At 32.3% G+C, this 14343-nt stretch carries 12 protein-coding genes and 1 pseudogene; all 13 read left to right on the top strand.

Translation table 11 applies throughout. From position 1 onward, the window contains the following. Positions 1–226, top strand: a pseudogene (locus N5D46_RS13335) (nucleotidyl transferase AbiEii/AbiGii toxin family protein); the annotation flags it as partial. A 364-nt stretch (positions 227–590) separates the two neighbouring features. Beyond that, on the top strand, positions 591–1001 hold the full coding sequence (locus tag N5D46_RS13330) for an excisionase family DNA-binding protein (RefSeq protein WP_280050261.1): 411 nt from the start codon (positions 591–593) through the stop codon (positions 999–1001). Between the two features lie 6 nt (positions 1002–1007). Continuing rightward, complete coding sequence (locus N5D46_RS13325; protein ID WP_280050259.1) at positions 1008–2114, top strand: site-specific integrase; 1107 nt, start codon at positions 1008–1010, stop codon at positions 2112–2114. A gap of 2 nt (positions 2115–2116) precedes the next feature. Continuing rightward, positions 2117–3184 carry a DUF6617 family protein gene (locus N5D46_RS13320; protein WP_280050257.1) on the top strand — a complete coding sequence of 356 codons (1068 nt, stop codon included), beginning with the start codon at positions 2117–2119 and terminating at the stop codon, positions 3182–3184. A 107-nt stretch (positions 3185–3291) separates the two neighbouring features. Further along, complete coding sequence (locus N5D46_RS13315; RefSeq protein WP_280050256.1) at positions 3292–3594, top strand: helix-turn-helix domain-containing protein; 303 nt, start codon at positions 3292–3294, stop codon at positions 3592–3594. A gap of 44 nt (positions 3595–3638) precedes the next feature. Continuing rightward, positions 3639–3905 carry a helix-turn-helix domain-containing protein gene (locus N5D46_RS13310; protein WP_280050255.1) on the top strand — a complete coding sequence of 89 codons (267 nt, stop codon included), beginning with the start codon at positions 3639–3641 and terminating at the stop codon, positions 3903–3905. After that, the gene (locus N5D46_RS13305; RefSeq protein WP_280050253.1) at positions 3898–6138 is read left to right on the top strand and encodes a DUF3987 domain-containing protein; all 2241 of its coding nucleotides are present in this window, start codon (positions 3898–3900) and stop codon (positions 6136–6138) included. The genes N5D46_RS13310 and N5D46_RS13305 overlap by 8 nt, the downstream gene beginning before the upstream one ends. A gap of 156 nt (positions 6139–6294) precedes the next feature. Continuing rightward, positions 6295–6624, top strand: coding sequence for a hypothetical protein (locus tag N5D46_RS13300; protein WP_280037775.1), 330 nt, complete (start codon positions 6295–6297; stop codon positions 6622–6624). Then, positions 6621–10280, top strand: coding sequence for a DUF6079 family protein (locus tag N5D46_RS13295; RefSeq protein ID WP_280050252.1), 3660 nt, complete (start codon positions 6621–6623; stop codon positions 10278–10280). Before N5D46_RS13300 ends, N5D46_RS13295 begins: the two co-directional genes overlap by 4 nt. Before the next feature lie 42 nt (positions 10281–10322). Further along, positions 10323–10865, top strand: coding sequence for a hypothetical protein (locus N5D46_RS13290; protein ID WP_280050250.1), 543 nt, complete (start codon positions 10323–10325; stop codon positions 10863–10865). A 15-nt stretch (positions 10866–10880) separates the two neighbouring features. Continuing rightward, a complete protein-coding gene (locus N5D46_RS13285) occupies positions 10881–11267 on the top strand; it encodes a helix-turn-helix transcriptional regulator (protein WP_280050248.1) in 387 nt (128 codons plus the stop codon). Position 11268: 1 nt separating this feature from the next. Further along, positions 11269–11700 (top strand): hypothetical protein, encoded by a 432-nt coding sequence (locus tag N5D46_RS13280; protein WP_280050246.1) that lies wholly within the window; start codon positions 11269–11271, stop codon positions 11698–11700. A gap of 14 nt (positions 11701–11714) precedes the next feature. Further along, positions 11715–14342 carry a DNA methyltransferase gene (locus N5D46_RS13275; protein WP_280050244.1) on the top strand — a complete coding sequence of 876 codons (2628 nt, stop codon included), beginning with the start codon at positions 11715–11717 and terminating at the stop codon, positions 14340–14342. Position 14343: the final 1 nt, after the last annotated feature.

Raw genomic sequence — 14343 nt, 5'->3', positions numbered from 1 at the left:
GACTATTGTAAATCATCGTAAAACTGTAAATCCATTAAGAGGTTTAGATTATTCAAATCACGAAAAAGGAAAATTGAGCATTATTCCACCTGATGAAGTTCTTTCAAAATGGGAACAAGACTATAAAACAATGCAAGAACATATGATTGTTGGAGAAAGTTTGAATTGGTCAAATTTGTTAAATCAAATAAAAAAGATTCAAGAATTATTTAACCAACAAAATTAAATTGTAATAAATAAGACTGATTCTTTTATCGGATATTACTAATATTTCGTTAAAATATGAATACTTTTTGTACACCAAAACTACACCTCACTCCCCTACATCCTATATTAACAAAGAGTTTATCACTTTCTGTATCGGGAAGTAGTTATCTTTCTTTTGTTTGTTAACTACCTATAAATGTTATATTTAAGAGTAACTATGTTGCTCTTTTTTGTTGCCTAATTGCTTTATTTTGATTAAATTTGATGTACAGTTGTTGCCCAAGCATCAAGTTTGTTGCCCAAAGCACATCAAAATTATAGTATGGAGAAATGATGCACCAACTAGCTACATCAAGCTACTTTGTGCTACAATTAGCAACATTATGAGTACGAACATCAAAATACCAAAATTCTGCCAATTCTGTGGACAAGCCTTTGTTGCCCAAACCACCACTACTCGCTATTGTAGTCACAAGTGCAATTCTAGACACTATAAGCAAATCAAGAAAGAAGAAAAAATAAGAGCCACACTAAGTGAGCAAATTCAAAATGTAAGTTCTGCAAATCCCGAAACCTTGCAAAGTTTGCAAACCCTACAAAAACTCCCAATCCAAACCACCAACTTTATCAATCTTCGAGATAAAGAATTCCTAAGCGTACAAGAAGCCGCTATTCTTTTAGGTGCTAGTCGTTGGACAATTCAAAGAATGATTAATCGTAACGAATTAAAAGCTTCTAAAATTGGGAGAAGAACAATAATAAAACGTACCGAAATCGATAATCTTTTTAAATGATGAATTATGAAAGTATCTTTAAGACAACGCAAGAAAGGCAACAAAATAACCTTGTACCTTGACTATTACGACAAAGGCAAACGTGAATACGAATATTTAGGTTTGTACCTAACACCTGAACCAGAAAAAGGAAGTTTGACTAAAGCTCAAAAAGATGAAAATAAAAAAATCTTAGAGTTAGCAGAAAGTATCAGAAGCAAAAGACACTTAGAAGCACAAAATCAAATTTATGGTTTTAGAGATAAGGAGAAACAAAAAGGAAATTTCTTAACATTCTTTGAAGCACTAACAGAAAAGAAGAAAGCCAGCGTAGGTAATTACGGCAATTGGGATAGTACCAAAAAACATTTACAAGCGTATGATCCAAAAGGTGTTTCATTTGAACGTTTAGACAAAGACTGGTTAGAAGGTTTCAAAGATTATTTAGATAATGTAGCCATTACCAAAACAGGTGAACCTATATCTTTAAATACTAAATACTCTTATTTCAATAAAGTTAGAGCAGCATTAAAGCAAGCATTAAAAGAAGGATTGCTAACATATAATCCAGCCGAACAAGTACAACCATTTCCACAAGACGAAGTTCAGAGAGAATTTTTATCTTTAGAGGAAGTTCAAACCTTAGTGCATACACCTTGTAAGAATGAAACACTAAAACGTATGTTTTTATTCTCGTGCCTTACAGGATTGCGTTGGTCAGATATTGAAAAGCTAAAATGGTCAGAAGTGCAATATTCAGAACAGTTAGGTAATTTCTTACGCTTCAAACAACAGAAAACCAACGGAGCTGAAATGCAACCTATATCCGAAGATGCTCGTACCTTATTAGGCGAAGAAGGTAATCCAAAAGATAACGTGTTTACAGGGTTTAAATATGGCAATTGGAACAAAACCTTATTAAAAGATTGGATGACCGATGCAGGTATCAAAAAGCACATTACATTCCATTGTGCGAGACATACTTATGCTACATTACAATTAACGCTGGGTACTGATATTTACACCGTATCGAAGTTGTTAGGACATAAAAACCTATCCACAACCGAAATATACACTAAGGTTATTAATGAGAAAAAGATTGAAGCCGCTAACAAAATAAAACTGAACCTATAACTATGGATTTGATTGTATATAGAAATATCCTTTATGGAGTTTTGAAACCTTGGCAACAAGACGATGCGAACGAAAAGTTTTTTAGACAAAATCTAAATCCAAACTTTGTCAATCCAGCTGATCCTTCAGTATTTCACGATGCGTTGAAAGAGCTTTTGCCTATCTATCGTGTATTATATGATGAGGATGGATTAGAAGTGTACGAAACTCAACCAGATACGGAAGTAGAATATACAATCAACAGCCCTATGATTAATATAGCGCTGAATGAACCATTTTCGGCTACAAGTAAATTCTATTATTACTTATTACAGAATGAAACGACACGAATCAGTAACAGAATTTACTATTGCTTCAATAAAGACATTAACGAAACCAACAAAAAGGAATTAATCCAAAATGTGATCAAATCTTGCAAAGATTTACTTTTAAGAATTGGCACTGACAAGAGTTTATATCCTTCGGATAAATTAACAGATTATGTAATCGATTTATTGGTTAAATGTATCGTTCGTTTACTAAAGGAAGTCGAATTACTTTATCCAGCCTATACCAATCAAATAAAAACAGAGCAATACGAGATTTTCTCTGAATTGCTTCACGATCATTTCGAATCTTTCGAAACGGATACTACCACACCAACATTCCAAGAGGCTAAAAATGCAATACTTCAAATAGATGATTTTAAACTCGAAAAATCAGACAAACTATCTTTTGGCTTCAATGGAAATAAAGAAAATCTTAAATCAGTAATAAATGCATTAAACAGACATTTATATCTTTTAAATGAAGATAAAACCTCATCAGATGATTTATTAAGTGTGCTTACATCTAAAGATTTAAAAATTGGTGCGCCACAAATTCATTTAGATTGCGAAACCACTCAATTTGCTTATATCGTAGATAAATTAAAATCACATTTTCATAACCTTACACCTACAAGTATAGAGCAAACCAATTTGTTTTATTCTAAAAAAGGTACACTATTAAAAAGAAGTAATTTGTATAAAAACAAAAGTTTTTATCCCAAAGAACAAGAAACTATTGATATAATAATCAAACAATTATAAATAAAAACAGTAAGATGAGTAAGATGTCTTAGTAAGACGTTACTATCTTACTTTTTACCCCTCTAAATCTCTAGAATTTTGACTTAGTAATTTAAAATTATTGAGTCATGATTACAGAAAATTTAATCCTAGAAAAGCTTGCTCAATTAGAAGGTAAAATTGAGGAGCAAAATTTATTACAAAAAGAAGTATTAACGTTTAATGATGTGTGTAAGTATTTAGACATAAGTTCTTCACACCTTTACAAACTAACTTCTCAAAAGCAAATTCCACATTTTTGTCCACAAGGGAAAAAACTCTATTTCAATCGTACCGAAATAGACCAATGGTTAATGCGTAACAGGCAAGAAACTACGGAAGACATCGAAACAGCTGCAGCTAATTATTTAATCAAAAACAAACGTAAATAATGATGAGCTTTTATAGATTTTCCGAAGAAGAGGTTCAACAGATTATGGATCGTTTAGATCAATTATCTATCGAGGTTAAAAAGAAACAACGTACCGAACCCGACCAAGTCTTTTACGATAATCAGGAGTTTCTCCAGATTATGAATATTAGCAAACGTACTGCCGCTTATTGGCGTACCGAAAACATTATTACCTATTCACAAGTAGGCAATAAAATCTACTACACTTTAGCCGACATCTTAGAGCTATTGCAACGTAGTAAAATTCCAGCTAACAATTCCATTAACCTTAAATCTATTAACAATGACTAGCGTATCAATTTTCCAAAACTTCAATAATCCTGTACAAACCATTACATTACAGGATTTAATCTCAAACATCAAAACAGGTACATACCAAGAAGATGTAAACACCATTCGTATGGCTATTGGAATGGGAAAACCCGAAAGAGCCGATGAATTAAAAAAGAACCTTTTAGCTTTCACGCCATCAGCAACATATTCTGGTGGCAGAAAGAAAGAGTTTATTCAAGAATACAATCAAATCATTCATTTAGATTTTGATAAAATTGATGAAGAAGATTTAATTCAAATTACTACACAAACCGCATCTATTTCGTATACCTTAGCTTGTTTCAAAAGTCCAAGTGGTAATGGTTTAAAAGTATTTATTCAAGTAGATAGCCTAGTACAACACCACGACTTAGCATACAAACAAGTACAAGAATATTACGAAAAGCAATTAAGTATTAATGCTGATCCTAAGTGTAAAGATGTTACAAGATTGTGTTTTGTATCGTTTGATGAAAACGCATATTATAATCCATTAGCTACAATATTTGCTGTCAATACTGAAGCTAAAGAAAAAGTTGTCAATCAATCGGTACAAATGACGAGTAGTAATGCAGATGATGTATTTCAATATTGCGTAGAATTTACAAATAAGATTATCCAATTCGAAAAAGGCAATCGAAACAACTATGTATATCAGTTAGCGTGTAATTTAAACCGAAAAGGCGTAAATCAATTAGATACTGAACAATTCATTTTACAAAACTTTCATCACGAAAATCAAAAAGAATTCATCAAGTCTATTGAAAGTGCATACAGAAATCAAGCACACGAGTTTGGTAAATTTGTAAAGATTGCAAACTTTGTAAACTTGCAAAAAGACAGTCCACCTGATAAAGAACCAGTGTATAATGAGGTAGATTATCTTAAAACTACACCTACAATTCCTACACATATCGTTAATTATTTACCCGAATTATTGATTGAGGGTTGCGAAGCGTTTAAGGATAACGAACGCAAACGTGATGTATTTCTTACAGCTGGATTAACTATTTTAAGTGGTTGTTTACCCAATGTTACAGGTATCTACCATCAAGAAAGAGTGTACCCGCATTTGTTCTCATTCATTATTGCTCCTGCAGCAAGTGGAAAAGGTGTGCTTAAAAATGCCAAACGTTTAGGCGATAAAATACACGAGCGTTTTGTGAATAAATCGAATGAAGCTAAAAAAGCATTCGAAATAGAAAATGCAGAATACAAAACACTACTAGCCAAACGCAAAAAAGACGATGCTATTCCCGAAAAACCTGTTGAACCAAAATTCAATTTATTGTTTCTACCTGCCGATACCAGCCAAGCAATGATGATGAAAATGCTTCAAGACAACGATGGTAAAGGTATCATTTGCGAAACAGAAGCCGATGCAATGAGTGGTGCAAACAAACAAGATTGGGGAAATTACTCGCATATTATGAGAGCAGCTTTTCATCACGAAAAAATTTCAGCAGCTCGTAAAACCAATAATGAATTATTAGAAATTCCGAATCCTCAATTAGCCGTTTCATTATCAGGTACTCCCGCACAAGTGCCCAAATTAATTCAATCAGCAGAAGATGGTTTGTTTAGTAGGTTTATGTTCTATGCCTTCAAAAATGAAATTATATGGCAAGACCCATCACCTAAAAAAGGAGGAATTATTTTCAACGATCATTTCGAAAAGTTATCTAACGATGTGTTGCAGGTATATGATTTTCTAGAACAGCACCCTACCGAAGTACAATTAACGCCCGATCAATGGCAACAATTAAATGTAGTTTTCAGTAAACTATTAACCAATACCGTATTATTCAATAGTGATGATACCTCAAGTATTGTTTTCCGTTTAGGATTAGTATTGTATCGTTTCTGTATGATTTTTACTGCCTTGCGCAAAGTGGAAAATGGCGATTGTTCAGAAGTGGTGGTTTGTACAGATGAAGATTTTTTAGCAGCATTAGAATTGATAAATGTATATCTAAATCATAGCATCTTAATGTTCAATAATCTAGCAAGTCAGTCAGAACCGATTACCTACAAAATGGGCAATAACAAAAAAGCTTTTTACGAAGCATTACCACAATCATTCCAGCGTAAAGAAGCAATAGAATTAGGTGCAAAACACAGTCTATCAGAACGTTCAGTAGATGATTTTCTTAAAAATTCTGTACCCAAATTATTGTTTAAACCTAAAACAGGATGGTATGAAAAAGTTTAGTTTACTATTTCCATTTTTAATATATTTGAATTTTAACATTTTCTATTATCCTCCATGAATACTTGTAAAGATAAAATAGTTAGTTTTTTAAATTCATATCCTAGAAATCGGTTGATAATTAGTAAGAACCATTTCAATCTGAAAGAAATAAATTGGATGGATATTGGGAAATTATTAGCATTGGAATTAAGTAATTTGGATAAGAAAAAAATAGTTTTCAAAATCAATCAATTACTTGATGATATTATAGTAAAAAACAAAACTCAGCATAAGGAATTCGGTGAAACAATTGCAATTGAAAATATCGGATTACTCCTTGAACCTGAATTGAAATTTAACGTAGAAAAATTTTTATCAGATTATTCTCAAAACAATACATTGATATTAAAATGGGAAGGAGAAATTGATACCAATCAACTTTATTTCCTAACAAAAAATGATAACCATAAAATAGACTTAAATAACATAAGCCACATCGTAATATGAAATACAATGAACTAATTAGTTTTGAACCTATAACAGAAGTTGTTAAGTTCAACAGAACTAATGAATCAGCATACCAACAGAATCTTGTAAAAACATTTGTTTTTTCATCTACTTTCAAAGATATTCTTATTCCTTTGATGGTACGTAATCTCGACTTGGAATATACAGAAGAAAGTTTCGGTTTACAAGTTGTAGGTAACTACGGTACCGGTAAATCACATACCATGTCTTTAGTTTCTTTGATTGCTGAAGATGAATCCTTAGTAGAATTAGTACAGGACGAAAAAGCTAAAAACGAACTAAAAAAGATTGCAGGTAAATTTAATGTTCTACGATTCGAATTAGGACATACGATTTCCTTATGGGAGATTGTAACATACAAATTAGAAGAGTATTTAGAATCAATTGGAGTATCATTTTCTTTTGAAAGTCTTGGAGCTAAATCATTTTTAGAAAAGCTTCAGTTAATGATGGCAGAATACGAAGAGAAATTCCCAGATAAAGGACTTCTTATCGTAATAGATGAGATGCTTGCATACCTTAAAGGTCGTTCGGGCTCTCAAGATTTAAATCAAGATTTAGCAGTTCTTCAAGCGTTAGGGCAAGCTTGTGATAAGTCAAAATTTAAATTCATTTTTGGGGTACAAGAAATGATTTATCATTCTCCAGAGTTTCAGTTTCAATCAGAAATGTTACAAAAGGTAAATGATCGATACAAAGATATTTTAATCACAAAAGATGATGTGTCTTTCATTGTAAAAAATCGTTTATTACGTAAAGACGAACATCAAAAACAAAAGATTAAGAAACACTTGGATAAATTTTTACCATTCTTTACGGATATGAATGCCCGTACAGAGCATTATATAGATTTGTTCCCTGTACACCCAAGTTATTTCGAAAATTTCGAAAAAATTAGAATTGGTAAAAGTCAACGTGAAATTTTAAAAACATTATCCAATCAATTCAAAGATTTATTAGATCAAGAGATACCATCAGATAATCCTGGTTTATTGACCTATGATCAATACTGGAAAGATATATCGAATGATCAATCTATGATGTCTGAGCCAGATATCAGAAAAGTGAAGGAAGTAACTGATACGGTTTATGATAAAATCGAAACCTACTTCACTGGGGTTAGAGGTTCTAAAAAAGATATTGCGACAAGAATTACCAATGCTTGTGCCATTAAAATTATTCAACACGAATTACAAAGGCAAAATGGTACCAATACAGAATTATTGATAGATGATTTATGCTTAACAGATAAAAATGCTTTCGATAGAGATTTCTTAATCGATATTATTGATTCTGCAGCAAATCAAATTATTACAGCAACTTCTGGTCAATATTTCGATAAGAATAATGACAACGGAGAGTTTCACCTTAGAATTGAAGGGGGAATAAATTTCGATCAGAAAATCAAAGATTATGCAGCAACAATGTCTGATAATCAAAAGGATGAATACTTCTTTAAATTCTTAGAAGTAAACCTTCCACTTGATTATGATACCTACAGAACGGGGTTTAAAATTTGGTCACATGCCATCGAATGGCAGTCGCATAAAATCTATCGCGAAGGATACATCTTTTTTGGTAATCCAAATGAGAAATCAACGACACATCCGCGCCAACATTTCTATATGTATTTTATGCCAATTTTTGATGATACTAAAAAAATCAAAAATAACGAAGAGGATGAAATCTATTTTACTTTCGATAATATTTCGAAAGAATTTAAAGAGTACATCACTTTATATGGTGCAGCTTTAGCGCTAGAAGTAAGAGCAGATAGTTCGCAAAAACCAATTTACCGTCAAAAAATTGATGAATTAAACAAAAAAGCGAGAGATATTTTTAACCAAGAGTTCGTTCAAATTACACAAGTAGAATACCAAGGTAAAGTGTTACCACTTAACGGCTATCCTTTACCAGGGCAAGGTGCTTCTAAAGAGCAAATTTTTTCTACGGTGGCTTCTATTGTTTTTGAGCCTTGGTTTAACGACGAAAGACCAAACTTTCCTAAGTTTAGTCAATTAAATACGCCAATAACTAAAGACAATTACGATAAATTAATAAAGCAAGCTTTAACTAAAATTGCCAATCCAGAACAATTAAATAGAGATGGAGAAGGTCTTTTAGCAGGTCTTGGTTTATGGGTGCCTGGTCGTTTAGATTATAGCCACTCACCTTATGCTCAATCTATCGTAAAGTTATTAAAAGATAAAGGAGACGATAAGGTTTTAAACCGGGATGAAATCATTGAGTTCGTAGAAAAGAGCGTTGATTTATGGTTATCGAAAGATTTTAAAATTGAAGCTGAATTAGAATTTGTGGTCTTGGCTACTTTAGCCGCTTTAGGCGAATTAGAAATTACATTACATTCGGGTAAAGTGATCAATTCAACAAACTTAAACGATTTAAAGACCATCCAAAAAGAAGATTTTTGGAGCTTTACGCATGTAAAAAGACCAAAAGGTTTAAATCTTGCTGCAATTAAAGAAATGTTTATTGGGATTGTAGGTCGTGATTTAAGCGGTCATTTAAGTGATCCATCAACTTACACTCATTTAGTACAAGCTTCTTCGGATTTAGCGAAAAAAACCGTTGCTTTATTAAATAAAATTCAGAATGGGTATGTATATAAAGGTATTGAAATCATAAGTCCAGAACAAGCTTCTAAATACCGTCAAAACTTTACAGCATTCAGCGGATTTTGCGACAAGCTACAAAACTATACTTCTGAAGCAAAAATGAAAAACTTTGCTTTTTCTACAGAAGAAATTACACGCTTAATGCCTTATAAAGAGCAAGTGCTTGAAGTACAAAAATTATTAAATCAAATCACTGATTTGGATCAAGAAGTTTCTTATCTACAACAAGCTAAGCAATACATTACAGAGGAAAGTTTAAAGAACGAAGTAAACGAGCATTTAAATAAATTGCCTCAGATTGTTCAAGAAAATAACAAAGCAACTTTAGTACAATACAAACAAGAGCTTTCTACTTTAAAAGAAAAATATGCCAATTGGTATTTAGAGCAGTATTTAAAATGTAGAATCAGTCAAAGAGAACATACCGATAAAATGGCCATTTTAGATTCGGATGAACATGCAATCGTTCAAATCTTAAAAGAGGCAGATTATATTTCGTCTTCTCCATACTTTAAATGGATGGAGCAAATTAATAAATTACAAGTAGCAGATAGCAAAGTCAATAAAGAAGCTGTGCTGAATGTTCCTTTCCATGATTTCAATCCACATGAGTACATCAATGTTAAAGAGACTTCTGTAAAACGATTAAAACAAGAACTATCAAATATTCTTGAACAATGGAATCAATCGCTATTGGAAATTTTAGAAGATCCAATGGTGAAAAAGAAAATCAGTTTATTAGATGAGACGGAGCAAAATATTCTAAACCAATTCAAATCAGGTGCGGTACAACTTTCTAAGTCGAATGCCTTAAGCATCCGCAATGCCATTACTAATTTGCATAAAGGATTAGAGAAAGTTGAAATCGGTTACGACGAATTAAAATCGTCCTTTACAAAACCATTAACGCCAGACGAAGCTATCGAAAAGTTTAAAGCTTATGTAGATGGTCTTGCTAAAGGGAAAGAGAGAGATAAAATCAGAATCATCATGAAGTAAAATTCACTTTAAAGTGAATTTTACTTGCTAATTAACTTATAAGTGAATAACTTTGCAGAAATATTTTGGGTTAACACATATCGTAAGGTAACTTATTATACAGTTGCTGTGAATGATGGTATTGCATTGTTCGATGCTTTTGTGGATAAACATACCGATGAAAATAAAGAAAAATTAAAACATATTTTAGCTTGGATTAAAGTCATTGGTGATAAAATTGGTGCTCAAGAACAATATTTTAGAAACGAAGCAGAAACCGCCGATACATCCGCTTTACCTCCTCAAGGTGTAAACAAAGAACCGGTTTATGTGGAATACAATGAGGAAACAGGTACAGAGGAAAATAAACCGAATAATCTAAGGTTATATTGCTTGAGAGCAAATGAATATGTGGTTTTTCTTTTTAATGGAGACATTAAAACGGCAGCAACACCGCAAGAATGTGAGAATGTCAGATTACATTTCAAAATGGCAAATAAATTGACAGAATTAATAGACGAAGCATTTCAAAATAAAGAAATTCGTTGGATTAATGATTATACAGAAATTGAAGTAGATGATGATTTTTTACTTCAATGGGATTAATATATAACAGAGCGCATGAAAAAGTCAAATCATAATATTACAGATTGGTTAGACCAATACGGTGATCCAGAAATTGATAAGTTCGTTGAGAAAAACTTAGCAATTACCGAAAAAGTACGTGTTGCAATGGAAGCTAAAGGATGGAAATCCCAAGACTTAGCAAAAGCAATGGATAAAACGCCATCCGAAGTATCTAAATGGCTTTCGGGTATGCACAACTTAACGCTAAAAAGCATCATCAAAATGGAGCAAGCGTTAGGTATTTGTTTAGTACATACCGAACCAATCAAACAATACGAATACGTGTATTTGGGTACGATTAAAGGTGCGGAAGACTATGCACAAAAGGTAAACGATTACCAAGAATCTTACGCCGATCAAGCATACGAAATTGCCCTTTAACATGGAAAATAAACCAACAATACAAGCGGATAAAATTCACTTATTTCACCTGGAAATTCGTGAGTTTAATATCAATACGCAAGCTTTTAAAAATACAGCCGATCATAAACTGAACATTGCACATCGCTTAATGCACAATTTAGAAGATAAACGGCTAAAATTAGATTTGAGTTGCTCTTTCCGAAATGATGCGGAAGAGCAATTATTGCAATTAGACATGGATTATCATTTTCTTATCGAAAATTTAGAAGATTTTTATACCATCAACGAAAAAGGATTACCTAAATTTTCTGCAACCATTATTGCAACCATTTTAGGCATTGCGCTTTCTACTACAAGAGGTATTCTTTTCGAAAAATTAGCCAACCAAGGCATCCATAACATCATCATTCCTGTAGTTTCTCCAATGAAGATGCTAACGAATAACCAATAACCCAATTCTTACACATGACATTAGATTTATTCCAAAAAGAAGATCACCATACAAATGGTCCAGTAACCGTCTTAGGCAAAACATTTGCCAACGACGAGGAAAGACGTGCGTATTTCCGTGAAGAGTTACGCAAAAAATTACCAGAACTAAAAGAAATAGAAGGTTTCCCAATTGGGGAAGATGAGGACATCATCAACCTATCCGATCCGCCATTTTATACGGCTTGTCCCAATCCGTGGATCAACGATTTTATTGCAGAATGGGAAGAGGAAAAAAAACAATTAGAAAAAGAAGACAAACGGGTACCTGATTTTGAAGTAACTGAACCCTATGCTGCGGATGTAAGCGAAGGGAAAAATAACCCTATTTACAATGCGCACTCTTATCATACAAAAGTACCACATCCGGCTATTATGCGTTACATTATGCATTATACTCAACCGGGGGATGTCGTGTTTGATGGTTTTGCAGGTACAGGAATGACTGGTGTTGCTTCTAATCATTCTACTTTAAAAAATGAAAAGTTAAAATCATCTTTTTTAGGAAATTTAAATACAGCAGGTTTAAGAAAATCTATTACTTCTGACTTGAGTCCTATAGCATCGTTTATTTCATCTCTTTACAATAAAAATGTTAATGTGAATAAATTTGAAACGAATGCAAATAATATTATTAAGAATGTTGAGGATAGATTTTCAAATTATTATTTGACTAAACATTCTAATGGTGAACTTTGCGAAGTTCAATATTATGTATGGAGTGAAGTCTTTGAATGTCCTAATTGTAGTCATGAAGATAATTTTTATGATTTAGCTGTGGATGAAATTAATTCAAGTATTAAAGATTCATTTAATTGTAATAATTGTGGACAAAAATTATCAAAAAAAAGTATGTCCAAAGTTATGGTTACTGAATATGACTCTAATTTAAATGATACTATATTAAAATCTAAACGGGTAATAACAAAAATTTGTTATAAATATAAAAATAACGAACTATTTAAAATACCTGATGAATATGATTATAACCTATTAGCTGAAGTTGATAGTTTTGAAATTAAAAATTTTATCCCATTAAATGTTTTACCTGATGGAAGTGAAACTAAAAGAAATGAAAAAATAGGTGTTTATAATACACATCATTTCTATATAAAGAGAACACAAATAATTTTATCAGAAATATATTCACTATGCAGTACTAATGAACTTAAATTTTTATTTACTTCTTGTATAACTGGATTAACGCTTCAACAAAGATATCGTCCTAATTCCGGTTTTCCTAATATGATAATGAGTGGTACTCTCTATATTGGTTCTTTAAATAGAGAATGGAATATTTTTAATTGGTTTAGAGGTAAATTAAAATCATTAATTAAAGCATTTGAATATAATAGCATAGAAACTGGTAATGTTACATTAATTCAAAGTGCTACCTCATTAATTTTACCACAAAATTCAGTTGATTATATATTTACAGATCCACCTTTTGGTGCAAACTTAAATTATTCTGAATTGAGTTTTGTATGGGAATCTTGGATAAAATTATTTACTAATGCAAATTTTGAAATTATTGAAAATAAATCTGTCGGTAAATCTTTAGATTTCTATAATCGATTAATGACAAATTCCTTTAAAGAATATTATAAAATTTTAAAGCCTGGAAAGTGGATGACGGTTGAGTTTTCCAATACTTCTGCGGCTGTATGGAATGGTATACAAACAGCTTTAGTTAATGCAGGTTTTATTATTGCAAATGTTGCAGCGTTAGATAAAAAACAAGGTTCTTTTAAAGCACTGAATACTGTAACAGCAGTAAAACAAGATTTGGTTATCTCATGTTATAAACCTTCATCAGAATTCGATACCAAATTTCAAGCATCGCAACATTCACCAATGGGCGTATGGGATTTTGTAGAAGAGCATTTGTCGCACTTACCAATCCATTTGGTAAAAGACAATGCCACTACAGCGGTTGTAGAGCGTAGTGCAAAAATTTTATTCGACCGTTTAATTGCGTTTTATGTACAACGTTCATTGCCTGTACCTATCGATGCAGGTAAATTCCAAGAAGGTTTAAAAGAACGTTTTGTAGAGCGCGATGGCATGTACTTTACCCAAGAGCAAGTGGAAGAATACGAGCGCAAAAAAGCAGAAGTTCCAGAGTTCATCCAAATGAGTTTATTTGTCGGTTCAGAACAAGATGCCGTTTATTGGTTACGCCAATTGTTAGAGAAAGAGCGTAGAACAGAATCAGATTTACATCCATTATGGATGCGCGAAGTAGCGGGTAACATGCGCAAAGGCGATACCTTACCAGAGATGCGCCAAATATTAGAAGAAAATTTCTTAAAAGACGATACGGGGAAATGGTATGTACCGGATGCAGAAAACGAAGCCGATTTAGAGAAACTAAGAAACAAACGTTTATTAAAAATATTCGAAGACTATAAAACAGAAGCAGCCAAACCAAAAGGGAAGCTAAAAGAAGTACGTGTAGAAGCTTTACGTGTAGGGTTTAAACAATGCTACCAAGACAAAGATTTTAAAACGATAGTAACCATAGGCGATCGCATTCCAAATAACCTATTAATGGAAGACGAGGTCTTATTACAATTCTACGATATTGCTGCTGCTAAAATCTAAA

It is taken from the genome of Empedobacter sp. GD03865 (genome assembly GCF_029840775.1).
GTDB lineage: Bacteria > Bacteroidota > Bacteroidia > Flavobacteriales > Weeksellaceae > Empedobacter > Empedobacter falsenii_B.
The sequence above is the reverse complement of the archived record's forward strand: the minus strand, read 5'-3'. Positions and strand labels throughout refer to the sequence as shown.